Annotated in this window: 21 protein-coding genes; 19 read left to right on the top strand and 2 right to left on the bottom strand. The window is 72.7% G+C overall.

All coding sequences use genetic code 11. The features are described from left to right. Positions 1–81: 81 nt before the first annotated feature. Positions 82–477, top strand: a complete 396-nt coding sequence (locus AB0I22_RS29595) for a GNAT family N-acetyltransferase (RefSeq protein ID WP_363134016.1) — start codon at positions 82–84, stop codon at positions 475–477. 257 nt (positions 478–734) lie between these two features. Here the strand turns inward: AB0I22_RS29595 and AB0I22_RS29590 are convergent, their stop codons facing one another. Both AB0I22_RS29590 and AB0I22_RS29585 read right to left on the bottom strand, forming a co-directional pair. Then, complete coding sequence (locus tag AB0I22_RS29590; protein WP_363134015.1) at positions 735–2,210, bottom strand: MFS transporter; 1,476 nt, start codon at positions 2,208–2,210, stop codon at positions 735–737. Then, positions 2,207–2,710, bottom strand: coding sequence for a MarR family transcriptional regulator (locus AB0I22_RS29585; protein WP_363134014.1), 504 nt, complete (start codon positions 2,708–2,710; stop codon positions 2,207–2,209). The genes AB0I22_RS29590 and AB0I22_RS29585 overlap by 4 nt, the downstream gene beginning before the upstream one ends. 123 nt (positions 2,711–2,833) lie before the next feature. On the opposite strand from AB0I22_RS29585, the gene AB0I22_RS29580 reads away from it, so the two are divergent. The 18 genes from AB0I22_RS29580 to AB0I22_RS29495 all read left to right on the top strand — a co-directional run bounded on the left by AB0I22_RS29580 (position 2,834) and on the right by AB0I22_RS29495 (position 25,679). Continuing rightward, positions 2,834–3,463: a cysteine hydrolase gene (locus tag AB0I22_RS29580; protein ID WP_363134013.1), complete on the top strand. Its 630-nt coding sequence runs from the start codon at positions 2,834–2,836 to the stop codon at positions 3,461–3,463. 179 nt (positions 3,464–3,642) lie between these two features. Continuing rightward, positions 3,643–4,647: an ABC transporter permease gene (locus AB0I22_RS29575; RefSeq protein WP_363134012.1), complete on the top strand. Its 1,005-nt coding sequence runs from the start codon at positions 3,643–3,645 to the stop codon at positions 4,645–4,647. A gap of 3 nt (positions 4,648–4,650) precedes the next feature. Continuing rightward, positions 4,651–6,879, top strand: coding sequence for a dipeptide/oligopeptide/nickel ABC transporter permease/ATP-binding protein (locus tag AB0I22_RS29570; RefSeq protein ID WP_363134011.1), 2,229 nt, complete (start codon positions 4,651–4,653; stop codon positions 6,877–6,879). After that, positions 6,876–8,228, top strand: coding sequence for an ATP-binding cassette domain-containing protein (locus AB0I22_RS29565; RefSeq protein ID WP_363134010.1), 1,353 nt, complete (start codon positions 6,876–6,878; stop codon positions 8,226–8,228). Before AB0I22_RS29570 ends, AB0I22_RS29565 begins: the two co-directional genes overlap by 4 nt. Continuing rightward, positions 8,225–9,277: a dipeptidase gene (locus AB0I22_RS29560; RefSeq protein ID WP_363134009.1), complete on the top strand. Its 1,053-nt coding sequence runs from the start codon at positions 8,225–8,227 to the stop codon at positions 9,275–9,277. The genes AB0I22_RS29565 and AB0I22_RS29560 overlap by 4 nt, the downstream gene beginning before the upstream one ends. A 52-nt stretch (positions 9,278–9,329) precedes the next feature. Next, complete coding sequence (locus AB0I22_RS29555; RefSeq protein WP_363134008.1) at positions 9,330–12,728, top strand: serine hydrolase; 3,399 nt, start codon at positions 9,330–9,332, stop codon at positions 12,726–12,728. An 85-nt stretch (positions 12,729–12,813) separates the two neighbouring features. Next, positions 12,814–14,013, top strand: coding sequence for a M20 family metallopeptidase (locus tag AB0I22_RS29550; protein ID WP_363134059.1), 1,200 nt, complete (start codon positions 12,814–12,816; stop codon positions 14,011–14,013). Then, positions 14,006–15,007, top strand: coding sequence for a GNAT family N-acetyltransferase (locus tag AB0I22_RS29545; RefSeq protein WP_363134007.1), 1,002 nt, complete (start codon positions 14,006–14,008; stop codon positions 15,005–15,007). Before AB0I22_RS29550 ends, AB0I22_RS29545 begins: the two co-directional genes overlap by 8 nt. Further along, positions 15,004–16,113: an o-succinylbenzoate synthase gene (gene menC, locus AB0I22_RS29540; RefSeq protein ID WP_363134006.1), complete on the top strand. Its 1,110-nt coding sequence runs from the start codon at positions 15,004–15,006 to the stop codon at positions 16,111–16,113. The genes AB0I22_RS29545 and menC overlap by 4 nt, the downstream gene beginning before the upstream one ends. 126 nt (positions 16,114–16,239) lie before the next feature. Next, entirely contained in the window at positions 16,240–17,970 is a 1,731-nt protein-coding gene (locus AB0I22_RS29535; protein WP_363134005.1) for a helix-turn-helix domain-containing protein, read from the top strand. A 457-nt stretch (positions 17,971–18,427) separates the two neighbouring features. After that, on the top strand, positions 18,428–19,291 hold the full coding sequence (locus AB0I22_RS29530; RefSeq protein WP_363134004.1) for an HAD-IB family hydrolase: 864 nt from the start codon (positions 18,428–18,430) through the stop codon (positions 19,289–19,291). Positions 19,292–19,541: 250 nt separating this feature from the next. Beyond that, complete coding sequence (locus AB0I22_RS29525; RefSeq protein ID WP_363134003.1) at positions 19,542–20,330, top strand: AfsA-related hotdog domain-containing protein; 789 nt, start codon at positions 19,542–19,544, stop codon at positions 20,328–20,330. A gap of 70 nt (positions 20,331–20,400) precedes the next feature. Further along, positions 20,401–21,006, top strand: coding sequence for a hypothetical protein (locus tag AB0I22_RS29520; protein ID WP_363134002.1), 606 nt, complete (start codon positions 20,401–20,403; stop codon positions 21,004–21,006). Beyond that, positions 21,003–21,851: a hypothetical protein gene (locus AB0I22_RS29515; protein ID WP_363134001.1), complete on the top strand. Its 849-nt coding sequence runs from the start codon at positions 21,003–21,005 to the stop codon at positions 21,849–21,851. Before AB0I22_RS29520 ends, AB0I22_RS29515 begins: the two co-directional genes overlap by 4 nt. 327 nt (positions 21,852–22,178) lie before the next feature. After that, complete coding sequence (locus tag AB0I22_RS29510) at positions 22,179–23,249, top strand: beta-ketoacyl-ACP synthase 3 (RefSeq protein ID WP_363134000.1); 1,071 nt, start codon at positions 22,179–22,181, stop codon at positions 23,247–23,249. A 2-nt stretch (positions 23,250–23,251) separates the two neighbouring features. Further along, complete coding sequence (locus tag AB0I22_RS29505; protein ID WP_363133999.1) at positions 23,252–24,220, top strand: zinc-binding dehydrogenase; 969 nt, start codon at positions 23,252–23,254, stop codon at positions 24,218–24,220. 243 nt (positions 24,221–24,463) lie between these two features. Further along, positions 24,464–24,718: a phosphopantetheine-binding protein gene (locus AB0I22_RS29500; protein WP_363133998.1), complete on the top strand. Its 255-nt coding sequence runs from the start codon at positions 24,464–24,466 to the stop codon at positions 24,716–24,718. 13 nt (positions 24,719–24,731) lie between these two features. Then, on the top strand, positions 24,732–25,679 hold the full coding sequence (locus tag AB0I22_RS29495) for a beta-ketoacyl-ACP synthase III (RefSeq protein WP_363133997.1): 948 nt from the start codon (positions 24,732–24,734) through the stop codon (positions 25,677–25,679). Positions 25,680–25,724 lie beyond the last annotated feature (45 nt).

The following is a 25,724-nucleotide window of genomic DNA, read 5'->3' as shown; positions in this document are numbered from 1 at the left end:
GGGCGGCAACGTGGCAGTGCGCCCCGCCCGCCCCCGGATATTCGCTCGTCCCCTTTCCCCGCCGAACATTACGATCCCGTCATGACGATCACCTATGAATGGCGCGGCGACGTCGACAACGAGTCGATCGAGGCGCTGCACTCCGAAGGCTTCGACCACCCGCCCCTCGCGACCGATTGGGTCGCGCAGCTCACCCGCCACAGTCTGGGCTGGGTCTGCGCGCGGGAGGAAGGCCGCCTCGTCGGTTTCGTCAACGTCGCCTGGGACGGCGGCGTGCACGCCTTCATTCTCGATACGGTCGTGGCCCGCGCGGGGCAGCGGCGGGGCATCGGCACCGCGCTCGTCGCGGCGGCGGCGGAAGGGGCTCGCGCCGCCGAATGCGAGTGGCTGCATGTCGACTTCGACGACGGTCTGGAGTCTTTCTATTTCGATTCCTGCGGGTTCAAACCGACGAAAGCCGGGCTGATTGCCCTGTGAAATTCGCCGTCCTTTCGAGGGCGCGATTCCCCATTCACTGACGCCCTCTCTCGACGGCGGCCCCTGCTGCACGCCCTGCACGCGCACCCGCACCCCGACGTGCGGTACGCGGCCCACCGGACGGTGACGGAGACCGAGCCAGGGGGGCGGCCGGTCGTACACCTCCCCGTCACGCGCCGCCGGGGACGCGGCCCGCGACCGCGACCCGGCGGGTTCAGTACGCGCGTTCACCGGCCGACGGCTCTCGCGGAGCGACGTCAGGCGGCCCGTCCGCGGCTGAGGGACGCGACGAGGGCGAGGACGCAGGTGCCGGCGAGGGTCAGGAGCACCCAGCGGTAGCCGGTGGTGAAGGCTTGCAGGGTGTGCGGGGAGAGCGCGGAGACCGTGCCGGCGTAGGCGGCCTTCTTGACGGGGGCGGGCAGGCCGCCGGTCACGATCGCGAGGGAGAGGGCGGTGCTGACCGCGTACCCGGCGTTCTGCACGGTCTGGCGCACACCGTTGGCGATGCCGCGCCGTTCGGGCCGTACCGAGCCCATGATGGCGCCGGTGTTCGGGGTCATGAACAGTCCCACTCCGGCGCCCACGGCCAGCAGGCACCCCGCGAGGACGGCGCCGTTCATGTCGGGGCCGACCACCGCGGACAGGCCGAACAGCCCGGCCGCCGAGACGGCCAGCCCGGTGCTGGACAGGGCGCGTGCGCTGAAGCGTTCCCGGAGCCGGCCGGCGGCCGGGGCCGCGGCGGCCATGGCCACGGCCACGTACAGGACGTGCAGCCCGGCCTGGTAGGGGGCCATGCCGGCGGCGGCCTGAAGGTAGAGCGACATGAGCAGCACCACGGCGAAGTAGGCCATCGCCACCAGGAACAGTGAGAGGTAGGCCAGGCTGCGGGCGCGGTCGGCGAACAGGCCGAGGTCCAGCAGCGGCTGCCGCCGCCGGGCCTGCACCACGAGGAAGAGCGGGGTGAAGGCGAGGAAGAGGGCGCCGCCGACGAGGACCGGCGGGCTGGTCCAGCCGAGCGCCCCGCCCTCGGACAAGGCGAGGATCAGGCCGCCGAGGCCGAGCGTGGACAGCACGGCGCCGAGGTAGTCGAAGGACTCCCCGCGCGTGTGCGGCGCTCCGGCGGGCAGCACCGTGCGGGCCCAGACGAGGCCCAGCAGTCCGACGGGCACGTTGAACCAGAACACCGCGCGCCAGCCCAGGCCGGAGGCGAGCGCGCCGCCCAGGGCCGGGCCCAGCACCTGGGCGAGGGCGGCGATGGTGGCGTTGGTCCCCAGCGCGGTCGGCAGCCTGCGCGCCGGGAAGGCGTCGGTGATCAGCGCGGTGATGTTGCAGAGCAGCGCCGCCGCCCCCACGGCCTGGAGGCAGCGGAAGACGATCAGCCAGCCGATGCCGGGCGCCAGGCCGCAGAGCAGGCTGCCGACGGTGAGCAGGGCTATCCCGCCCAGGTACATGCGGCGTCGGCCGATCATGTCGGCCACCCGTCCGAAGACGAACACCAGCACGGTGGTGACCAGCATGTAGGAGAGCAGGGTCCAGGAGGCGCCGGAGGCCGAGGCGCCGAAGTGGCGGCTGACGGTGGGCAGGGCGACGTCCATGGTGGAGGTGTTGACGCCGGCGAGGAAACCGCCGAGCCCGGCGACCGCCTGCACTTGGAGCAGGCGTCCACGGCTCGCGGGAGGTGTCTCTGTCGGGGCGGCGGCGGTGTGCGTACGAGTTGGGGGCTGGGTCGTCAATTGGCCCTCCTTTCCTTGTCCTCGGCGCCGGGCAGCGCTTCTGGGTCGAGATGGGCGAGAAGGGTCTCGCCGATGGTGGTGAGCTGGTCGCGCAGGTCCCCGGTCAGCGGGGCGAGGACGTGCTCGCGGACGCCGCGCGCGTAGATCGGCGCGGCCTGCTCCGCCCGTTCCAGGCCTTCCGGGGTCAGGACGGCCAGCCAGCCGCGCTTGTCGCCTTCGGGGACTTCGCGGCGCACCAGTCCGGCCTTCTCCAGGCGGCCGACGGCGTGCGTGATCCGGCTGGCCTTGGAGCGGGTGATCTCCGCCAGGCGGGTCATGCGCAGGGCTCGTCCCGGTGCGCGGCGCAGCCGCCAGAGGATGTCGAAGTAGCTGCGGGGCAGGCCGAGTTCGCGCTCCAGGTCCTGGTCGAGCCGGTCCGTCACCGCCTCCCAGGCACGGTTGAGGGCGCGGAAGGTCCGCAGTTCGTCGGGGTCCAGCCAGTCGAGCTGGTCATCGCTCATCACATTAACTACAGTACTGGATTATCCAGCGCTGTAGTAAATCGTGCCGGAGCGCCGGGACGCCCACCCCGCGCCGGTCAGCCACAGCGCACAAGGAGTCCGAACCCTTCAGGAAGGAAACTCTTGCCCAGCGAAACTCCCACCTTGGCCGCCGGCCGGACCGCGCTGCTGCTCATGGACTTCCAGCACTCCCTGCTGGAGCGCCTCCCCGCGTCGGAGCGGCTCGTGGAGCGCGCCCGGCGCGCCCAGCGCGCCGCGCGGTCGGCAGGCATCCAGGAGATTCACGTGCGCGTCGCCTTCACCCCGGAGGACCACGCCGCCGTCCCCGCGCACAACAAGGCGTTCGCGCCCCTGGCCCGGGCCGGGGCCCTGCCCGCGGGCGCCCCGGGGACGGAGGTCCACCGCCTGCTACGGGCCGACGGGCGGGCGCACACCGTCACCAAGACCCGCGTCAGCGCCTTCAGCACCACCTCGCTCGACGCGCTGCTCCGCGCGCGGGGCATCGACACCCTGGTACTCGGCGGCGTCTTCACCAGCGGCGTCGTCCTGTCGACCCTGCGGGACGCCGCCGACCGCGACTACCGCCTGCTCGTCCTCGGCGACCTGTGCGCCGACGGCGACCCGGAGCGCCACGAGATGCTGATGCGCTCCATCATTCCCCTGCACGCGGACGTGCTCGACGTACCGGCCTTCGAGGCCGCCGCCGGAGCGGACAGCGGCTCCGGCCCCGCACCGGGGGACCGTGAACGGTGACAGCCCTCGGCCGTCGGGGCCGCATGGCGCGCGTACAGGCGTATAGGGCGTACGTGCCGTCAGTTGTGCTGTAGTACCAGGTGCCGCGCGCTTCTTGTGCGCGGGGACGAATCGGTGGCTCCCTGGTGGGCGCGACACTCGCTGGGTTCCGATACGGAGTCCGACGGAGGTCGTTTCTGGTGTCCACTGTGGTTGCCAGGCCCGCAGCACCGGACGGTGTGCTGCGGGGGGTGCTGGGGAGTCCGTGGCTGTCGTTCGCGGGGCGGCGGCTCGGGCGGTTCGCGGTGTCGCTGTGGGTGGTGGTCACCGCCGCTTTCGTGATGATCCATCTGATCCCCGGGGACCCGGTGCGCTCCGCGCTCGGGATGACGGCTCCGGTGGCGGCGGTGAACGCGCGGCGGCAGGCGCTCGGCCTGGACGACGGGCTGCTGACGCAGTACTGGCACTACCTGCGGTCGGTGTCCGTCGGCGACTTCGGCACGTCCATGCTGAGCGATCTGCCGGTGTCGCGGCAGATCGCCGACCGGCTCCCGGCTACGGCCCAACTGGCCCTGGCCGCCTTCGCCGTCGCCATGGTGATCGCCATCCCGGTGGGCGTGGCGATGGCCGTCCTGACCCGCGGCGGCCGGCGCAGGGGCGCGGAGCTGGCGTTCACCTCGACCAGCGTGCTGCTGGCGGCGATCCCCGAGTTCCTGCTGGCCGTCGGGCTCGTCTACGTGTTCTCGGTGCATCTGGGGTGGTTCCCCGTGGCCGGGCGCGGCGATATGAGTTCGTACGTGCTTCCCGTACTGGCGCTGGCCGCCCAGCCCGCCGCCGTACTCGCCCGGATCGTGCGGGTCGAGATGCTGGCCGTGCTGGGCCACGACTTCATCCGCACCGCGCGCGCCAAGCGGCTGCCCGCACCGGCGGTCTACGCACGGCACGCACTGCCCAACGCGCTCACCGCCACGCTCACCATGGGCGGCCTGGTGCTGACCGGGCTGGTCGCCGGGACGGTGCTCGTCGAGAACGTCTTCGCGTGGCCGGGGCTCGGGTCGACGATCGTGCAGTCCATCCAGTCGAAGGACTACCCCGTGGTGCAGGCCGTCGTACTCGTCTACGGGATCGGGGTCCTGACGGTGAATCTGCTGGTCGACGTGTTGCTCGCGGTGCTCGATCCGCGCTCGACGATCCGGGGGGCGTGAGCCGTGCGCGACAGCGAAGCGCCGCCGCCGGGCGGGCCCGCGGCGGCCGGATGCGCGAAGGACGGGATCGAGGAGGGCCGAATGGCGGACGGCCGGCTCACGGAAGGCCGGATCACGCAGGACAGGTTCGCGCAAGGCAGGTTCGCGAAGGTGCGGGCCGTCGTGCGTACGCCCGTGGGCGCCTGCTCCGCCGCCCTGCTGACGCTGCTGATCGCGCTGACCCTGCTCGCGCCCGTACTGTGGGGCGGCCGGGCGTCGGCGATCGACACGGACGCGCTCCAGCAGGGCCCGACCGGAGCGCACTTGCTCGGTACGGACGGCCTGGGGCGGGACATCCTCGCCCGCGTCCTCGTCGCCACGCGGCTGTCCGTCAAGCTCGCGGTGGAGGCCACCGTGATCGGGGTGGCGGCCGGCACGGTCCTGGGGACCGCGCCCACGGTGCTGCCCCGGTGGGCGGGGCGGCTCGTGACCTCGGCCGTGAACATCGCCGTGGCCTTCCCCGGACTGCTGCTCGCCCTCTTCTTCGCCATGATCTTCGGGGTCGGCGCCGAGGGCGCGGTGCTCGCCATCGGGCTCGCCATGGCGCCCGCGTTCGCCCGGCTGACCCAGACGCTGTCCGCGGCGGTCGCCGGGCGGGACTTCGTGGCGGCGGCGCGGGTGGCCGGGGTGGGCCGGGTCCGGCTGCTCGTGCGGCATGTGCTGCCCAACATCGGGGAGCCGCTGATCGTCAACGCCACCATCAGCGCGGGCATGGCGCTGCTCGCCTTCGCCGGGCTCTCGTTCCTCGGCATCGGGGTGCAGGCCCCGGCCTACGACTGGGGCCGGCTGCTCGGGGAGGGCCTCAACCAGATCTACGTCAACCCCACCGCGGCCCTCGCGCCGGGCGTCGCGGTGGTGGTCGCCGGGCTCGCCTTCAACCTGTTCGGGGAGACCGTGGCGGGCGTGGTCGGAGCGCGCTCGTCGGCGCCCGCGCCGCTCAAGGAAGCGCCGCTCAAGGAAGCACCCTCGTACGCCGTCCCGGCGGCCACCGCGCACGTAGAGGACGACGGCAGCCGGCCCGTACTCGTCGTGGAGGATCTGCGCGTCGCCTTCCCCGGCGCCTCGGGGCCCGTGGCCCCGGTACGCGGCGTCAGCTTCACCGTCGGCGCCGGGGAATCCGTCGGCGTGGTCGGGGAGTCCGGGTCGGGGAAGAGCCTGACGGCCCTCGGGATCTCCCGGCTGATCGAGGCGCCGGGCGTCGTCTCCGCCGCCCGCCTGGACTTCCTCGGGACGCCGCTGCTACGGGCGTCCGAGGCTCGGGCGCGGGCACTCCTCGGCACGTCGCTGGCCCTGGTGTTCCAGGACCCGATGACCTCCTTCAACCCGACCCAGCGGATCGGGCGCCAGCTCGCCGAGGTGTCCGAGCGGCACCAGGGGCTCTCGCGCGGCAAGGCCCTCGCGCGGGCCGTGGAGCGGCTGCGCGGGGTGCGGGTGCCGGCGCCCGAACGGCGGGCCCGCCAGTATCCGCACGAGTTCTCCGGGGGCATGCGGCAGCGGGCGATGATCGCGATGGGGCTGATGGGCGAACCGCGCCTGGTCATCGCCGACGAGCCGACCACCGCCCTGGACGTCACCGTGCAGCGGCAGGTGCTGCGGCTGCTCGCCCGGGTGCGGAGGGACGCGGCCGAGGACGGGGACGGAGCCGGGGCCGGGGCCGAGACATCAGCCGATGCCGGTCGCGCGGCTCGGCGGGACGGGCCCACGGCTCGTCAAGGCGAGCAGGCCGCCCTGCTGCTGATCAGCCATGACATCACCGTGGTGGCGCAGAGCTGCCACCGGGTCCTGGTCATGTACGCCGGGCGGATCGTGGAGGACCTGCCCACCGCCGGGCTCCGCACCGCCGCGCGCCACCCGTACACCCGGGCGCTCCTCGCCGCCGTCCCCGCGCTCGACACCGACCGGAACGCGCCGCTGGCGGTCATTCCGGGCCGGCCGCCGGAGCCGGGCCGGACCGGGGCGGGCTGCGCGTTCGCCCCGCGCTGTTCGTTCGCCGACGAACGATGCCGGGCCGAGGACCCGGTGCCGGTGCCGGTGGACATCGGTGCCGGGCCCCCGTCCCGGCAGCGGCACCGGCATCGCGTGGCCTGCTGGCACCCGCAGGGCGGCCGGGGCGACGGGACCGGGCCCCGGCCGGGGCCTGGGGCGGACGATGGTCGTGACGTCGAGACCGAGGCCGCCGGAGGTGGCGCGTGAGCGAGCTGATTTTCGAACAAGTGAGCGTGCGGTACGGGACCCGGAGAAGCGGACTCACCGCCGTGGACGGCGTCAGCCTGACCGTGCCGTCCGGCCAAGTGGTCGGCCTGGTGGGCGAGTCGGGATCGGGAAAGTCGACGCTCGCGCGCAGCGCCGTCGGCCTCGCGCCGGTCAGCGCGGGGCGGGTGCTGCTCGACGGCGCCGACGTGCGGCGGTCGGCGAGGCGCCGCCCGTTGCAGATGGTGTTCCAGGACCCGTACTCCTCGCTGGACCCGCGCATGAGCATCGGGGCGTCGATCAGCGAGGCGATGCCGCGCGACGGCGGTCCGCGGTTCGCGGCGAGACGTTCCGGGGCGCGGCGGGCCGAGGTGGCGCGCCTCCTCGAACTGGTCAACCTCGATCCGGACCGGGCCGGCATGCTCCCCGGCCGGCTCTCCGGCGGTCAGCGCCAACGCGTCGCGCTGGCCCGCGCGCTGGCCGCCCGGCCCCGGGTGGTGATCGCGGACGAGATCACCTCCGCGCTCGACGTGTCGGTGCAGGGCGCCGTGCTCAATCTCGTCCGCGACGTACGGCGGCAGCTGGGCCTGTCGATGCTGTTCATCTCGCACAACCTCGCCGTCGTGCGCTACCTCAGCGACATCGTCGCCGTCATGTACCTGGGGCGGATCGTCGAGGCCGGCCCCACCGAGCAGGTCCTCTCCGACCCTCAGCACCCCTACACCCGCGAGCTGTTGAGCGCGGCGCCGTCCTGGGACACGCCGCTGTTCGAGCACGCCGAACACGCCGGGCGCTTCGAGGACACGGGCGGCGCGGGAGCGGTGGGCGCGGGCGGCGCGGAGGCCGTGGACGCCGAGCCGAGCGATCCGCACCATCCGCCGGCCGGCTGCCGCTACCACCCGCGCTGCGGGCTGGGCCCTCTCGTACGGTCCGACCGCGACCTCTGCCGCACCGCCGACCCCGCGCGGGACGCCGAACGACGCCCGCACCGGGCGGCTTGCCACTTCGCGGGCGAACCCGGCGCGCTCACGGAAGAACTCGGCCTGTTCGCGGGAGAACCCGGCCTGTCCGCGGGAGACCCAGGCCTGTCCGCGAGAGCCTCCGACCGCCAAGAAGCCGGAGACTCCGAAACCCGACCGGAGACCGGAACCCCCGCCGCCAAGGAAGCCGAAGACCCCGCCCGATCGACGACAGGCCGCCCCTCCCCCACCAGCGCCGAAGATCACAAACGCCCCGGAGCGGGTAGATCCTCCCCGTCGAGCGCGGAACGACCCGCCGCCCGGCCGGAACCGGAAGGACCCGTACCACCCCCGGCCGGCGACCCCGCCCCTCCGAATGGAGCCCGTACATGACCACAGCCCCCAGCCGCGCCGCCGCCCTGCACCGGCGCAGCGTCGTCGCCGACACGCACAACGACCTGCTCTGCGCCGTGACGACCCGGCCCGTCGATCAGTGGGCGTCGTTCTTCCGTGAGCGGTGGCTGCCCCAACTGGTGGCCGGCGGTGTGGACATACAGGTGCTGCCCGTGTTCATCGACGACGGGTACCGGCCCGAGGGGGCGCTGCGGCGGACCCTGCGCATGATCGAGGCCGCGCACCGCCTCGCGGCCGGGAACGCCGACGCGGTCCGGCTCTGCTACGACGGCGCCGAGGTGGACGCCGCCCTGGACGACGGGAGGATCGCGCTCGTACTCGCCCTGGAGAGCGCGCCGGGCATCGGCGAGGACGTCGAACTCCTGGAGACCCTCTACCGGCTCGGAGTGCGGATCGCGTCCCTCGCGCACTTCGGACGTACGGCGCTCGCCGACGGCAGCGGCGAGGACGCGGCCGGGAGCCGGCTCACCCGCGCGGGCGTCGCCGCGGTCGCCGAGATGGAGCGCGTCGGCATGATGTTCGACATCAGCCATCTCGGGGCCGCCGGTGTCGGGCATGTGCTGGAGCTGGCGACCCGGCCGGTCATCGCCACCCACTCCTCGGCGCGTGCGCTGCGCGACCACCACCGCAATCTCACCGACGAGCAGGTGAAGGCGACCGCCGCGAACGGCGGCGTGGTGTGCGTGAACTTCTTCGCGCCGTTCCTGCACGAGAGCGACCACACCGTCGACCGGCTGGTCGACCATATCGAGCACCTCGCGAACGTCGCCGGTGTCGGTCATGTCGGGCTCGGCCCGGACTTCGTGCAGGAGGTGATGGCCGACACCACCCCGCCCTGCTGCGCGGACGCCCCTATCGAGGGCGTGCCCACGGACCGGTATCTGCCCGGTCTCGAAGGGCCCGCCGGGCTTCCGCTGGTGACCGAGGCGCTGCTGCGGCGCGGCTGGGCCGACGACGACATCGCCCGCGTGCTCGGCGGCAACGTGCTCCGGCTCTTCCGCGACCGCCTCGGCCGCCCGGCGGTCTGACCACCCCTTTGACCACCATCCCTTTGACGGCCACCCCCAGGAGGTACCGCCCGTGACTCCACGCCTGCGCATCGACGACCTGTACGGCCTCGCGATCCCCGAGCAGCCGTCCGTCTCGCCGGACGGCGCCGAGATCGTGTACGTACTGCGCACCGCCGACCGCGACGCCGACCGGGACGTGACGGCGCTGTGGCAGGTGGCCGCCGGCGACGGCGAGCCGCGCCGGCTGACCCGCGGCCCGGCGGACAGCGCGCCCGTCTGGTCGCCCGACGGGACCCGGATCGCCTTCCTGCGCTCCCAGGACGGCGCGCCCGCGCAGGTGTGGCTGCTGCCCGCGGCCGGCGGCGAGGCCGAGCAGGTCACGGCGATGCCGCTCGGCGCGGGCGCACCGGTGTGGAGTCCGGACGGCGGCGCGCTCGCGTTCACCGCGCCGGTGGACCTGGACGCGGCCGGGGGCGAGAGCGACGCGGACCGCGCGCTGCGCGCCAGGCGGCCGGTCGTCACGCGGCGGCTGACCTACAAGGCGGACGGCCCCGGGCTGCTGCGCACGATACGCACCCATCTGCACACGGTCCGCCTGGCCGATCGCGAGGTCCGGCAGATCACGTACGGCGGCTGGCACGCGGGCGCGCCCGCCTGGTCGCCCGACAGCGCCCGGCTGGCCTTCCCGGCGGCCCGCGGGGCCGACTCCGATCTGTCGTCGAGCAGCGCCGCGTACGTCGTCGAGGTGGGGCCGCACCGCGCCGAGCCGGTCCTGGCCGGCTCGGACACCGGCCAGGCGGGGGCCGTGGGCTGGACGGCGGACGGTGCGGCGCTGCTGGTCGTCGGGTCGGCGAGTACGGCGGTCGGGAACGCCCGGCTGCTGCGGGTGCCGGTGGCCGGCGGCGGCAGCGCCGGGCCCGCCGACCTCACCGGCTGCCTGGACCGCAATGTGATGCCCGGCGGGCCGGGCTACCCCGGGGCGCTCCCCCAGCTCGCGGACGACGGCCGCCAGGTGCTCTTCTGCCTGCGGGACCGCGGCTTCACCAACCTCTACGTCACCGGTTTCGACGGCGGCACGCCGCGTCGGGTGGTCGGCGGGGGCACGCTCCAGGTGACCGGCGCGTCCGTCTCGGGCGGCACCGTCGCGATCGTCCTGTCCACCGCCGACTCCTACGGTGAGATCGCCACCGTCGACGTCGCCTCCGGCGCGACCCGGGTACGTACCGCGCACGGCGCGTCCGACGTGGCCCTGTTCACGCGTGAGGAGCGGAAGTTCACCGTGTCGGACGGCACGGTGGTGCACGGCTGGCTGCTGCGCGACCCGGCGCGGACCGGGCCCGCGCCGCTGCTCCTGGACGTGCACGGCGGCCCGCACAACGGGTGGCACGGGGCGGCCGACTCCGCCCACCTCTACCACCAGGTGCTCGCCGAGCGCGGCTGGACGGTGCTGATGCTCAACCCGCGCGGCAGCGACGGCTACGGCGAGAAGTTCCTCACCGCGGTGGTCGGCGGGTGGGGGGTCTCCGACGCCGCGGACCTCACCGAGCCCATCGACCAGCTCGTCGCCGAGGGCGCCGCCGACCCGCGGCGGCTCGCCGTCACCGGCTACAGCTACGGCGGGTTCATGACCTGCTATCTGACCAGTCGCGACGACCGGTTCGCGGCGGCCGTCGGGGGCGGCGTGGTGACCGATCTGACCAGCATGGCCGGAACGACGGACGCCGCGCACCTGCTGGGCCCGGCCGAGTTGGGCGGAGCGCCGTGGGACGCGCGCGAGGAGTACGCGCGGCAGTCGCCCATGAGCCGGGTCGGGGACGTGCGGACGCCGACCCTGATCGTGCAGGGCGGCGAGGACCAGCGCTGCCCCGTCGGCCAGGCCGAGCAGTGGTTCCACGCGCTGCGCGCCCAAGGCGTGCCCACGGAGCTGGTGCTGTATCCGGGCGGTACGCACATGTTCCCGCTGGACGGGCCGCCCTCCCACCGGGTGGATTTCAATCAGCGCGTCGTGGACTGGGTGGAGCGGTACGCCGGGGAGCCGGGGCGGCCGCGCAAGGCGCCCCTCGACGCGGCCCACTGGCAGCGGCGGCTCGTCGAACTCGCCGGAGCGCACCGGGTGCCGGGCGCGGCCCTGGGCATCCTGCGGCTCGGTGCCAACGACGGCGCCTCGGGCGGTACCGCGAGCGCCGCTCCGGCCGATGAGGTGCTCCGGGCCCACCATGGCGTCCTGTCCACCGCCACCGGCGTCGGCGTCACCGACGACTCGGTCTTCCAGATCGGGTCCATCACCAAGGTCTGGACGACGACGGTCGTCATGCAGCTCGTCGACGAGGGCAGGCTGGACCTGGACGCGCCGCTCGTGGACGTACTGCCCGAGCTGCGGCTGGCGGACCCGGTCGCCGCCAAGCAGGTGACGATGCGTCACCTGCTCACCCACACCAGCGGCATCGACGGCGACGTCTTCACCGACACCGGGCGCGGCGACGACTGCCTGGAGCGCTACACCGAACTGCTGGAGGAGGCGGCGCAGAACCATCCCCTCGGCGGGACGTTCTCGTACTGCAACTCGGGCTTCAGCCTGGCCGGCCGGGTCATCGAGAAGCTGACCGGCCTCACCTGGGACCGCGCGCTGCGCGAGCGGCTGTTCACGCCGCTGGGCCTGACGGGCGCGGTGACGCTCCCGGAGGAGGCGCTGCTGCTGCGGGCCGCGGTCGGGCATGTCGCCGAGGGCGGCGCGGACCCCGCGCCCGCCGCGGTGTGGGGGCTGCCCCGCTCGGCCGGGCCCGCGGGGCTGATCACCGCCGCGACCGCCGACGTGCTGGCCTTCGCGCGGCTGCACCTGACGGGGGGCCTGGGCCCGGACGGCGAGCGGGTGCTGAGCGCGGAGAGCGCCGCGGCGATGGCCGCGCATCAGGCCGATCTGCCGGACCGGGACACGCTGGGCGACTCCTGGGGGCTGGGCTGGATACGGTTCGACTGGGACGGGCAGCGGCTGTACGGGCACGACGGCAACACCATCGGCCAGTCGGCGTTCCTGCGCGTACTGCCCGACCAGGGCCTCGCCGTGACCCTGCTGACCAACGGCGGCAACGCGCGCGACCTGTACCAGGAGCTGTTCCGGGAGATCTTCGCCGAGGTCGCGGGCGTGGCCGTGCCCACCCCGCTCGCCCCCGCCGACCGGCCGCCCGCCGTGGACGCCGCCCGGCAGGCCGGTGTGTACGAGCGGGCCGGTGCGCGCGCCGATATCGCCTTTACCAACGGCAAGTTGACGCTGAGTCATACGGTGACGGGGCCGCTCGCCGCGTACGAAACCTCGCCCGCCCGGGAGGCCGAACTCATCCCGGTCGGCGACGGGAAGTTCGTCTTCCTGATGCCCGGCACGCGGACCTGGGTGCCGGTCACCTTCTACACGCTGGAGACCGGCGAGCAGTACGTCCACTACAGCGCCCGCGCCACTCCGAAGGTCGGCTGACATGGCTGTTCACGACTCCCGCACGGACGTCTCCGACGCACGGCCGGCCGTGACCGTGCGCGGCTTCGAAGAGGCGCTGCCGCGCATGCTCGCCGACATCGAGGCGCTGGTGCGCTGCGAGTCGCCGTCCGCCGACCTGGCGGCCGTGGCGCGCAGCGCCGACCTGGTGGCGGAGATGGGGGCCGCGCACTTGGCGGCCGCCCCCGAGCGCATCGTCCTCGACGGGCGCACCCATCTGCGCTGGCGGCTCGGCGACGGGCCGCGCCGCGTCCTGGTCCTCGGCCACCACGACACGGTGTGGCCCATCGGATCGCTGGCCACCCATCCGTTCGGGATCGAGGACGGGCTGCTGCGCGGTCCCGGCTGCTTCGATATGAAGGCCGGTGTGGTGATGGCCTTCCACGCCGTCGCCGCCCTCGGCGCGGCTTCCGGCGGTGCGACTTCCGACGGCGGGGCTTCAGGCGGCACGGCTTCAGGCGGCGGGACTTCCGACGGTCCGACTTCCGGCGGCGGGGCGGACGGCGTCACCGTGCTGATCACCGGCGACGAGGAGCTGGGCTCGCCCTCGTCCCGCGCGCTCGTCGAGGAGGAGGCCCGGGGCTGCGACGCGGCGCTGGTCCTGGAGGCCTCGGCGGACGGCGGGGCGCTCAAGACGGAGCGCAAGGGCGTATCGCTGTACGAGGTGGCGGTGCGGGGCCGGGCGGCGCACGCCGGGCTCGAACCGCACCGCGGGGTGAACGCGAGCATCGAGGCCGCCCACCAGATCCTCGCCGTCGCCGGGCTCGGCGACGGCGCGACCGGCACCACGGTCACGCCGACGCTGCTCACCGCGGGCACCACGTCGAACACCGTCGCCGCCGAGGGGCTGTTCGCGGTCGACGTCCGGGTGCGCGACGCCGACGAACAGGACCGTGTGGACCGCGAGATGCGGGCGCTGCGGCCGGTACTCGACGGCGCGGGCGTCGAGGTGTCGGGCGGGCCCAACCGTCCGCCGCTGCCCGGGGCCGCGTCGCGGGAACTGTTCGCCCGCGTCGCCCGGCTCGCCGGTGAACTCGGGGTCGGGCCGCTCGTCCCGGTCGCCGTCGGCGGCGCGTCGGACGGCAACTTCACCGCGGGCGTCGGCACGCCCACCCTCGACGGCCTCGGGGCGGTCGGCGGCGGTGCGCACGCCGACCACGAACACGTCGAGGTGGCCGAGCTGCCCCGGCGTACCGCCCTGCTCACGGCGCTGCTGCGGGACATCCTGGCGCGCCCTCACGGCAAAGAAGATGACACCTGTGATTGATCTGTCCAGCGATCCGAGCCGCGCCGCCGGTACGGGCGGCGGGTCCGACGAGGCCGTCGCCGCGGCGCGGGCCGCGGCCCGCGCGGCCCGCGTTTCCATCCGCACCCTGTCCAGCCTGGCCGAACTGGAGTCCGTACAGCGGCTCTACGAGCGGATCTGGCGGCCCGACGGCAAGATCCCGCCGATCACGGCCGAGATGCTGCGCGCGCTGTCGAAGGCGGGCAGCTATGTGGCCGGCGCCTTCGACGGGGACGAACTCGTCGGGGCCTGCGCCGGGTTCTTCGCGCCGCCCGCCGAGCGGGCCCTGCACAGCCATATCGCGGGAGTGGCGGGCGAGATGCGCGGGCGCAACGTCGGGTACGCGCTGAAACTGCACCAGCGGGCCTGGGCGCTGCGGTGCGACGTCGCCGAGATCTCCTGGACGTTCGATCCGCTCGTGCGTCGCAACGCCTATTTCAACCTCGGCAAACTGGCCGCCGGGGCCACCGAGTACCTGCCCGACTTCTACGGGTCGATGAACGACGGCATCAACGGTTCCGACGACTCCGACCGGCTCCTCGTCACCTGGCGTCTGGAGGCGCCGGAGACCGTCGCGGCCTGCGCGGGCCGGCCGCCCGCGGTCAGCACGGCGGGCGCCGCCGCCGGCCTCTCGGCCTCCCCGTCGGGCCGTCCCGTCCCCGGCGCTCTCGACGGCCCGACCGTGCTGGTCGCCGTGCCCGAGGACATCGAGACACTGCGCGCCGCCGACCCGGCGTGCGCCGCCTCCTGGCGGTCGGCCCTGCGCGAGGTCCTGGGCGGGCTGCTCGCGGACGGGGCGCGGGTCACCGGCTTCGACCGGGCCGGCGGGTACATCGTCGAAACCATCGAAACCGCTGAAACCGTCGAAACCTTCGAAAACACAGACAACGCTGAAAAAACCGAAACCGCCGAAAACGCCGAGAACACAGAAAACACAGAATCCATCGAGGACGCCGAAACGGAGAGGACGTCATGAAACTGACCGGAGTCGAGATCCGCCGCGTACGGATGCCCCTGGTGGCGCCGTTCCGGACGTCGTTCGGCACCCAGACGGTCCGGGAGGCACTGCTGCTGCGCGCGGTGACGGCCGGGGCGGAGGGCTGGGGCGAGTGCGTCGCGATGAGCGATCCGCTGTACTCCTCCGAGTACGTCGACGGCTGCGCTGACGTGCTCGGCCGCTTCCTCGTGCCAGCGCTCGCGGACCGCCGCGAGGAGCTGGACGCGATCGGCGTCGCGCCCGCGCTCAGCCCCTTCAAGGGCCATCAGATGGCCAAGGCGGCCTTGGAGATGGCGGTGCTGGACGCGGAGCTGCGCGAGCGCGGCGTGCCGCTCTCGCGGGAGCTGGGGGCGGTGCGGGAGCGGGTGCCGTGCGGGGTGTCGGTCGGCATCATGGACTCGGTGCCCGAGCTGCTGGACGCCGTCGCCGGATACCTCGACGCCGGTTACGTACGCATCAAGCTGAAGATCGAGCCGGGCTGGGACATCGCGCCGGTACGGGCCGTGCGGGAGCGCTTCGGCGACGACGTGCTGCTCCAGGTCGACGCCAACACCGCCTACACGCGGGCGGACGCCCGCCTCCTGGCCGGGCTCGACCCGTTCGACCTGCTGCTCATCGAGCAGCCGCTGCCCGAGGACGATCTGCTGGGCCACGCGGAGCTGGCCCGCCGGGTGCGTACGCCGATCTGCCTGGACGAGTCCATCACCTCGGCCCGCGCGGCCGCCGACGCGATCGCGCTCGGCGCCACCAGCATCGTCAACATCAAGCCGGGCCGGGTCGGCGGCTATCTCGAAGCCCGCCGGATCCACGACGTGTGCGCGGCCCACGGGGTGCCGGTCTGGTGCGGGGGCATGCTGGAGACGGGGCTCGGCCGGGCGGCGAACGTCGCGCTGGCGGCGCTGCCGGGCTTCACCGTGCCGGGTGACACCTCCGCCTCCGACCGCTACTACCGCACCGATGTCACCGAGCCGTTCACCTTGGACGAGGGACATCTGCGGGTGCCGACGGGGCCCGGCATCGGCGTGGAACCGCTGGCGGACGCCCTGGAAGAGGTGACCGTCTCCACCCAGTGGATCGCGGTGTGAACCCGACGCCCGGAAGGCGGCCGGGGCCGGGCTCGGGGGCGGGGCTGTCGCGGGCGGCGGGCACCGCATAGGATCACGACCTATACGGCGTACAAGAGGCCGGTCTCCGCCCCTGAGGGAGGAAGCGTGCTCATCCCGGTGACCCCCCGTCCGCGAGCCGGCCTCCGGCGCGTCCTGGAGGATCTCGGCCCCACCCTCCTCGACCTCGTCCTCGGCGACATCGACGCCACCGCCTCCGGTTCCGGCGCCGGCTCAAGCCCCGGCTCCAGCTCAAGCCCCGGCTCCGGCTCCGGCTCCGGTGACATCGGCGGGGTCGTCATCCACGATCCGCACGACGCGCCCGTGCCGCCGCCCCGGGCGCTCGTGCTCGGCGTCGCCGTGTACGAGTCCGCCCAGATCGTCCGGCTGCTCGACACCCTGGGCGAACAGGGCGCCGCCGGGCTCGTCGTCCGCGCGCCGGTCGCCGCCGACGCGGAGGTCGCCGCGGCGGTCCGGCGGTCCGGCGTCGCCCTCCTCGGCCTGGCCCGCGGCGCCTCCTGGGCGCAGCTCGCCGCGATGCTGCGCTCGCTCATCGTCGAGGGCGACGTCGGGGACGCGGGCCCGCAGACCCTGGGCGGGGTGCCGTCCGGGGATCTGTTCGCGCTGGCCAACGCGATCGGGGCGCTCCTCGACGCGCCCGTCACCATCGAGGACCGCAGCTGGCGGGTGCTGGCCTTCTCCGGGCGGCAGGGCGAGGCCGACCCCTCCCGCGTCGAGACCATCCTCGGCCGTCAGGTGCCGGAGCGCTACACCCGGCTCCTGGAGGAACGCGGGGTCTTCCAGGCCATGAACCGCAGCGACCGGCCCGTGTACGTGGCGCCCATCGCGGAGGGCGACGGCGGAGAGTTCAGCCTGCCGCGGGCAGCGCTGACCGTACGCGCCGGCGACGAGATCCTCGGCTCCATCTGGGCTGCCGTGCACGGACCGCTCAGCGCCGAACGCGAACAGGCCCTGTGCGACGCGGCCAAGCTGGTCGCCCTGCACCTGCTGCGGCTGCGCGCCGGCGCCGACGTGGAGCGCAGGCTCCGCTCCGACCTCGTGGCCACGGCCCTGGAGGGCGGGCCGGGCGCCGCCGAGGCCGTCGCCCGGCTGGGGCTGGCCGAGCAGCCGGGCGCGGTGCTCGCCCTCGCGGCCGCGGGCCGCCCCGACGGCGACCAGTCCGCCGCCCGGCACGCCCGCTACGTCGCCGAACGCCAGCGCCTGACCGACGCGTTCGCGATGCACCTGACCGCGGTGCACCCCCGCTCGGCCGCCGCGCTCGTCGGCGACGTCGTCTACGGCATCGTCCCGGTCCTCGCCGGCCGCGCGGACGCCGAGGCCCGGGCGGTCCGCGTCGCGGACGAGTTCCTGGAACGCGTCGGCGAGCGCCAGGAACTGCGCGTGGGAGTCGGCCCGTACGCCCGAAGCAGCACCGAACTCCCCGCCTCCCGCGCCGGGGCCGACCGGGCGCTGCGAGTGCTGCGCGCGGGCTCGGGGGCCCGCTCTGTGGCCCGCATCGCCGACGTGTTCGTCGAGTCGCTCCTGCTCGAACTCACCGACGTGATCGCCGAACGCGGCGACCCCCCGTCCGGCCCGGTGGCCCGCCTCATGGCGTACGACGCGGCACACCACACCTGCCTGGTCCCGACGCTACGGGCATGGCTCGACGCCTTCGGCGACGTGGTCACGGCGTCCGCCGCCGTCCACGTGCACCCCAACACCTTCCGCTACCGCCTGCGCCGGCTCGCCGAGGTGGGCGGCCTCGACCTCACGGACGCCGACGCGCGCTTCGCCGCCATGCTCCAACTGCGGCTGTGGCCGCATGCGCGGCGTCAGTAGAAGTCGCACGGTGCTCGCGAGCGACACGGGCCGCCGACGCCGCCCGGTCTCCATATAGGGTGACAACCCTTCTATTTTTACGGCCAGTTGAACACAATCTGCCTTCGATATGCACATAGGACACCAACGGCGCACAGGACCTTAAGCGACTTGACCCCCGGGTCCTCAGCTGCATGTAGCCCGCATCAAGTTTTGGCCAGCATGCGCGTACATACGGCGGCACCGGCCCCCTGACCCGCGTTCCCTGTTCGAGATGACCATCCGCCCACGTCCAGCGGGCCCGCGCGGCCGCGACGCGGGCGCGGATCGATCGGTCCACGGCTCGGCGCCAACTTTCACCCTTCGACCCCGGAAAGTTAGTTGGACCATACAGAAAACGGCTACAGGCCGCGCGGCCGCAACTTTCGAAGCTGGCTGAAACGTGGGCTGTGTCAACTCCTGTGATACCTGAGAATGAATGGGCGAATACATTTCGTCACGGTGCCACTTCGCCAAGGGGACTCTTTCCAGCCCCCGTGGCCGCGCACCGCTGAATGGGGGATACGTCGTGCGCGACGGAACTGGATTACCATCGGCATTCAGTCACGGGCAAAGCGCCAAAAGCGGACATCGACAGGTGGACCCGGCCCGCAGAACGGCCGCATTCTTCGATGTCGACGAGACGCTCATCACGGCAAAAAGCATGTTTGAATTCCTGCGCTACTGGCTGGCCCGGAACGGGGACGACGGCGCCCTGTTCCAGCGGAAGGCCGACGCGCTACGAGCGATGGCCGGACGGGGGCCCCGCGAAGAGGGCAACCGCGCCTACTACTCGAACTTCGCGGGCGTCCCGGCCGCCGGACTCATGGAAGCCGGCCGGGACTGGTACGCGGCCTACCGAAGCGGGCCGGAGGCGTTCGTCGCGGCGACCGTCCGCGCGCTCGCCCGCCACCAGGCCGCCGGGGACCGTATCGCCCTGGTCTCCGGAGGGTTCGCGGCGTGTCTGAGACCCCTCGCCGATGACTTCGCGGTGGACCTGGTGCTGTGCTCGGATCCGGTGATCGGCGCCGAGGGCGTGCTCACCGGCGAGATCGGAACAGCGATGATCGGCAAGGCCAAGGCCGTCGCCGTAGCCCGGGCGATCGCCGAGTTCGACCTCTCGACAGCCGACTGCTGGGCGTACGGGGACCACTCCAGCGACCTCGGCATGCTGTCCTCGGTGGGGAACCCGGTAGTCATCGGCGACGACCCGGTTCTGCGCGCATACGTCCGCGACCACGGCGGGAGCGCCCTTCCGGCGACCGCCGGCGATCGGGACGGGCTCAGATTGTCAAACGCCTGAGCAGGCCCCCTTCGTAAACGGCGGGGAGGAAAGGCGTTCTGCACGCGAGCCTCACACGACGGCTTATCGGCGGCAGACGGTCTCCCCACCGCTGAACCTCTGACTCCCTGACGGAGACAGGCGAGGTTCCGTGCAGCACCGGCGCCGCGGGAGCGCCCGCACGCCCTTTCCCGAAATTCAATGGCGCACGCCATGCAATGACGCATGAGCGGTGACGTCCACCCAGCCATGTGCAGAATGGAATTCTGGCATGCCAGAAAGCAACACGACCACCTTGTTCATCGTCGGCGACCGTTTCGACGCGTTCGCCGACCAGACATCGGCCGTTACCGTCTCCGAGTTCATCGACCGGCTGCGTACCGGCGTCTACCGGGGCACGGCCGACAGCGGCGCTCTGGTCCTCGCCGAAGGGCAGGGCGTCACCGCGTACGACTGGGACCGCGTCCAGGAGGAGCTGACACGCTGCGGCTCGCCCGAACGCACCGTGATCGAACGGAGCCCACGAGGGCGGCCCGGCAATCACACCGAGACGCACAAGCACCGCGAGAGCAACGTGCTCCTCGCGGGCCTGACCCGGCACTCCGAGAAGGCGTTCCGGGCCTCCCTGCGGCTCCACAACGATCAAGAGATGCAGCTCGATCACCAGGCGAGCCATGTGCAGGGCATGGTCGTGCTGGAAGCCGCGCGGCAGATGTACGTCGCGGTGTGCGAGCGCTACTACACGTGCCGCTGGCCGGAGCACCGCTACAGCCATGTGTTCGACAGGCTGGAGACCAGCTTCCGCAACTTCCTGTTCCCGTTGGAGGCGACGATCGACTGCGAGGTCCTGCAGGCGGACCTGAGCGATCCCGAGTTGCTGGTGTTCGACATCGAGGTCAAGTTCGGCCAGGCCGCCCTGCACGCCGCCACCGTGCGCATGATCGGTACGGCACTGCCCAGCGCGGTGATGGCGCACAAGGAGCGCCGGGGGGCCGCACGCGCCGTGCGACACGCGCTCAAGCGCGTCCCCGCACCGCTTGAGTTCGCGGTCGCCGAGTGAGCCGACGGCCACGACCGTCAACCCATTGCCATGGAAGGGAACGAGTGCGATGACTTCCCCACTGCTTCTGGTGACAGAGGTACCCGTCGAGCGGGACTCCTCCCCGGAGGCGATCGCCGTCTGGCGGGACCGCGTCTCCGCCGCCGACCGCGGCAGCGTGCTCTACGAGAGCACCGAGGCGCCGGCCGTCCTGGAACTGACCCCGTTGGCCGGGCTCGCCGAACTCGCCGCCCTGTCCGGCCGCTGGCACGACCTGCGCAAGGCGCTGGCACCCCTGTCCACGGGGGATGTCCGCCGCCAGGTACTGGAGTTCGTGGGAGCGCCCAAACCCGTCGCCGGTGAGCTGCCGGACACCCCGTACATCCAACTGCGCCACGTCGAAGTCAAGCCTCCGGTGCACGAGGAGTACCTGTCCTGGCGGGAAGGGACCATTTTCGCCGAGGTCCTCAAGTCCGAGCGGATCGAGGCGTTCCTCGCGTACCACTCCTTGCTGAGCACGGAGCCCGGAGTCATGTTCGTCGCCGGGTTCTCCTGCCCGCCGCGGGAATACCTGCCGACGTTCGCCTCGGAGCGCTACGCGGAGATCGCCCGGCAAGCGCACCCCCGGTTCGTCACCGACGAGGGGCTCTATACCCGCGTCTACCGTCGGGTGTCCGGTGGGGAGGGCTCACGATGACGCGTTCCCGGTCGTACGAGCTGAGCATGACGACCCAGGGCCCGCTGTACCCGCCGAGCGAAGTCATGAACAGCGACGGCCACTTCGTGGTGATCGGCGGCATCAACCGGGCCCTCCCCGGAGGCGAGGTGAAGATGGAGTGGGGCAGCGCGCTCGTCGCCGCCGACAGCGTGCTCCCGCCCTTCGGGGAGAACGCGCCGTACCGGATCGTCAGGGAGCTGCCCGCCGAGCTCTCCCCGGCCGACGAGAAGATGGTCCTGTGCACCTTGCCGCTGCCCCTGCCGTGCTCGAACTACACGGCTGTCATGGCTCCCGACCAGCAGCCCGATCCGTTCGCCGTGGTACGTCCGAGCTATCCGTTCCACCAGGTCCCCATCCCGGACCTGCAACCGGAGGACGGGCCCAAGGTGACCGAGCCGGTGACACTGGGGCAGTGGATCAAGGCGCGCGGAAGCCTGACCGTCACGCTGGCCGAGCAGGACACCGCGGCGGACTTCCGCGGCACGTTCCACGGGCTCATCCCGAACAGCCTCTACACCGTCATGGCCATCCGGCGCCGTGACCTCGACCCGGCCGGCCCCTCGCACCCCAGCCCGTTCGGCGTCCCCAACGTCTTCGTGGCCGACGAGGAAGGCAACGGCAGCTACTACGCCAGACTCCCCCACCCCTTCCCCGCGCCCGGCTCCGCGGCCGAAGGAAACCGCGTCGTCAACTTCGTCGTGCTCTGGATGAGCTACCAGATGAACTACGGCGGCGCCGTGGGGCACCACGGCCTGGGCTCGGACATCCACGCTCAACTACGCCTCGCCGGGCCAGGTTTCGGCGAATTCGTCACGCACGCCTGAACGCCGGAACCGCGACTGCCCCGTACGGGTCGCACCGCCTGGCTCCCGGCGCACGGGGCGCGGGGGCACGTCGCCGAAGCTCTACGAACCCGCCGCCCCGGGCGCGGAGCCACCGGTCCCGCGCGGCTGCCCGGGGCTCCGGCGACATGCCACCGCGATCCGCGGCGACGACGCTCACCGCACCGACGCGGAGACGGCGACACGGCCGTCAGCGGGCGGCGCGGCCATCGCGTCGCGCCGGACTTCCCCCTCGGACCTCGCCATGACCGGGGGAAGAGACGGCTCCGCACCGCTTCGCCATCCCAACCCACCGATCGGAGTTCCACCATGTCGCACGGCTTACTGCCGCCAACGAAAAGCACGCTGGATACGGTCCCGGCTCCCCGGCCGTTGAATGCCGCGGCCGGACTCAAACGCCCTGTCGGAATTCGCTCGACCGGCCTCTACGTGCCGCCACGCGTGGTGACCAATGAGGAATTGACCCAGCTGCTCGACACGTCCGACGCCTGGATCACCTCCCGTACCGGGATCAAGGAACGGCGTTTTCTCGAAGAGGGCCTGGCCACGTCGGACATGAGCATCGAGGCGGCCCGGCAGGCGCTGTCCCGCGGCGGCGTCGACCCCACCGAGCTGGACGCCATCATCCTGACGACATTTACCCCGGACCAGCCGCTGCCGTCCACCGCCCTGATGGTCAAACACGCGCTGGGCGCGCACCGGGCGATCCCCCTCGACCTCACCCAGGCGGCCTGCTCCGGCGGGATATACGCCCTGCTCGTCGCCGCCCATCTGCTCCAGAACGACTCCTACTCCAACGTCCTGGTCATCGGCGCCGACGCCGGATCGCGCGCCACGGACCCGCAGGACCGCGGCACCCGCGTCTTCCTCGGCGATGCCGCCGGGGCCGTGCTGCTCGGCCCCGGGGCGCCCGGCTTCGGGCTGCTGTCCTGGGACACCGGCGACGAGCTCTCGTACGACGTGGAGATACCCGCGGGCGGTTCGCGCCTGCCCACCAGCGAGGCGACCGCCGACGGCCGCGGCCAGTACCTGAAGATGCTGGGCAAGGCCGTGTGGAACATGGCCACCGGGCACTTGCCGAACAGCATCAGGCAGACGGCGCTGCGCGCGGGCGTCGAACTCGACGAGGTGCGGTACTTCCTGCTGCACCAGGCGAACCTCAACATCATCAACGAGGCGATGCACAGCCTCGGCGTGCCCGCCGAACGCGCGCCCACGACCGTCGGACGGTTCGGGAACACGGCCGCGGCCAGCATGTTCACGGTGCTGCACGAAACCATGGCGAAGGGGGCGCGGCACGGCGACCACCTGATCATGTCCGGGATCGGCGCCGGCTTCCTGTGGGGTTCGGCCTGCTTCCGGCACGACGGGCGGGGCTGAGCGTGCTCGCCGTGTCGGCCGTACGGACCGACGCCGGCGACCCGCTCGGCTGCCTGGAGGTCGGCGAGCGGAGCGAGCCCGCGGCCGGTGACGGCTGGACGACCGTGGCGGTCCGCGCCTCCGCGCTGAACCGGCACGACCTGTGGACGCTGCGCGGCGTCGGCCCGCCGTTCCAGCGGATTCCGATCATTCTGGGCTCGGACGCGGCCGGAGTGGATGAGGACGGCAACGCCGTCATCGTCCACTCGGTCATCGGGGACCGTGCGGACCGCCGCGGGTACGAGGACCGCGACCCGCGCTGGTCGGTGCTGGGCGAGCGCCACGACGGAACGTTCGCGGAACGGGTGGCCGTGCCCCGCCGCAACCTCGTGCCCAAGCCCCCGGGCATGTCCTTCGAGGACGCCGCCTGTCTTCCCGGGGCCTGGCTGACGGCCTACCGCATGCTCTTCGACCGGGCGTCGCTGGAACCGGGCGACACCGTTCTGGTGCAGGGAGCGGGCGGCGGGGTCTCAACTGCCCTGATCGTCCTGGGGTCGGCCGCCGGGTACCGCGTCTGGGTGACCAGCCGCAGCGAGGTGCGCCGCAAGCAGGCCGAGGGCCTCGGCGCCGAGGCCGCCTTTCCGCCCGGAGCGTGGCTGCCCGACCGGGTCGACGCGGTGATGGAGACGGTGGGCGAGGCCACCTGGGAGCACTCGTTGCGCAGCGTTCGCGACGGCGGGCGCATCGTGGTCAGCGGCGCGACGACCGGTGCGCTGCCGCCCGCGGGGCTGACCCACATCTTCTTCCGCCAATTGACCATCGCCGGCTGCACGCTCGGCACCCAGGACCAGTTGGCGCGGCTCTCCCGTTTCTGCGCGCGGAACCGGCTGGCGCCCGTCATCGACCGTGTGCTGCCGCTCCATCGGGCCCGCGAGGGCTTCCGGGCCATGTCCGACGGCTCGGTCTTCGGAAAGGTCGTCTTCGCGTCGTGAGCCGCCTGGTCGACAGAACCCGCTGAAGGGAGGCCGATTCGCCGGCCGCGCGGAATTCGCGGCACCGTCGCCCGCGTATTCATCGGATACCCGTTTCTCTTCGGGAACGGATTATTCGGCATGCGATAAAGGCCATTCGATGCGCGGCCGACGGGTCTTGACGGTCAATTATTCACCGGTATAGCTTTCACCTCCGGAAGCCATGCCGATCATCGAATTCACATTCAAGGAGCGTGACTTTTCATGGCAGTTCCCTCTCTTACCAAGGAAGCCGTCGAGGGGTTCGTCGTCGATGTGCTGGAGAAGCTCGGCATCGACCGTGAACAGGTGACCCTTGAGGCGTCGTTCGACGACCTGGGGGTGGACTCGCTCCATGTCACAGAGCTGGGACAGGCGGTCAACCGGGAATTCGACATCGAGGTGCACGCCGCGGACCTGGAGGAGACCCAGAACCTCAAGGAGGCCCTGAGTGCCATCTACGCGAAGGCCGGCCTCTGAGGACACGGCGCCCGTGACCGTCACCCTCGCCGGAGCCGGAGCGGCGCTGCCCGAGCGGGTACTGGGCAACAACGACTTCCTCCACCTCGACACCTCCGACGAGTGGATCGTCCAGCGCACCGGCATCCGGGAGCGCCGTCGGCTGGCCGAAGACGCGAGCCTCGCGGAGCTGGCCGCACGCGCCTGCGGCCGGGCGCTGTCGGACGCGGGCATCGCCCCGGGCGATATCCGGCAGGTGGTCGTGGCGACCTCGACAGCGGACCGTATCAGTCCGGGCATGGCCGTCGAGATCGCGACCCGGCTCGGCATCGACCAGCCGGCCGCCTTCGACGTCAGCGCGGGCTGCTCCGGCTTCATGTACGCCCTGGACCACGCGATCGCGGTGATCGAATCCGGGCGGGCCGACCACGTCCTGGTCTGCGGCGCCGAGGCGCTGTCCCGCGTCACCGATCACACCGACCGCAATACCGCGGTACTGCTGGGCGACGGAGCGGGCGCGGTCGTCGTCTCGAAGGCGGACGGCGGCCTGCGCCCGGCCTTCGCGCTCGGCTCCGACGGCACGCGGATCGACCTCCTCTACGTCGGGCAGGACCGGCTCCTGCGCATGCGCGGGCGGGAGATCTTCGAGAGCGCCGTGGACCTGATGGCCGGGCACACGGAGCTGGTCCTCGGACAGTGCGGACTGCGCCCGGAAGACCTCGACCTCTTCGTCGCCCACCAGGCCAACGCTCGTATCGTGCACGCCGTCAGACGCCGGCTCGGCGTCTCCGCCGACCGGGTCTTCCTCAACGTCGACAAGGTCGCCAACACCTCCTCGGCCTCCATCCCGCTGGCCCTCGCGCACGCGAACGAACAACGGCTGCTCGACCCCGGCGCCGTGCTGGGACTCGCGGCGTTCGGGGCGGGGCTCTCCTGGGGCGCCGGGATCATCACCTGGAAGAGCCCGGCCGCCGGGCGCTGAGCGGCCCGTCCCGGCGCCGCCCCGGCGGCGCGCTGTTCAGGAAGG

The organism is Streptomyces sp. NPDC050610 (assembly GCF_040654875.1).
GTDB lineage: Bacteria > Actinomycetota > Actinomycetes > Streptomycetales > Streptomycetaceae > Streptomyces.
This window is presented reverse-complemented; position numbering and strand designations above follow the sequence as displayed.

Bases quoted from the DNA above. Each gene is read 5' to 3' on its own strand.
- AB0I22_RS29595 (WP_363134016.1), top strand. From the start codon at position 82: ATGACGATCACCTATGAATGGCGCGGCGACGTCGACAACGAGTCGATC.
- AB0I22_RS29585 (WP_363134014.1), bottom strand. From the start codon at position 2,710: ATGAGCGATGACCAGCTCGACTGGCTGGACCCCGACGAACTGCGGACC.
- AB0I22_RS29560 (WP_363134009.1), top strand. From the start codon at position 8,225: ATGACCACAGCCCCCAGCCGCGCCGCCGCCCTGCACCGGCGCAGCGTC.
- AB0I22_RS29550 (WP_363134059.1), top strand. From the start codon at position 12,814: ATGCTCGCCGACATCGAGGCGCTGGTGCGCTGCGAGTCGCCGTCCGCC.
- menC (WP_363134006.1), top strand. From the start codon at position 15,004: ATGAAACTGACCGGAGTCGAGATCCGCCGCGTACGGATGCCCCTGGTG.
- AB0I22_RS29530 (WP_363134004.1), top strand. From the start codon at position 18,428: ATGGGCGAATACATTTCGTCACGGTGCCACTTCGCCAAGGGGACTCTT.
- AB0I22_RS29525 (WP_363134003.1), top strand. From the start codon at position 19,542: ATGCCAGAAAGCAACACGACCACCTTGTTCATCGTCGGCGACCGTTTC.
- AB0I22_RS29515 (WP_363134001.1), top strand. From the start codon at position 21,003: ATGACGCGTTCCCGGTCGTACGAGCTGAGCATGACGACCCAGGGCCCG.
- AB0I22_RS29510 (WP_363134000.1), top strand. From the start codon at position 22,179: ATGTCGCACGGCTTACTGCCGCCAACGAAAAGCACGCTGGATACGGTC.
- AB0I22_RS29500 (WP_363133998.1), top strand. From the start codon at position 24,464: ATGGCAGTTCCCTCTCTTACCAAGGAAGCCGTCGAGGGGTTCGTCGTC.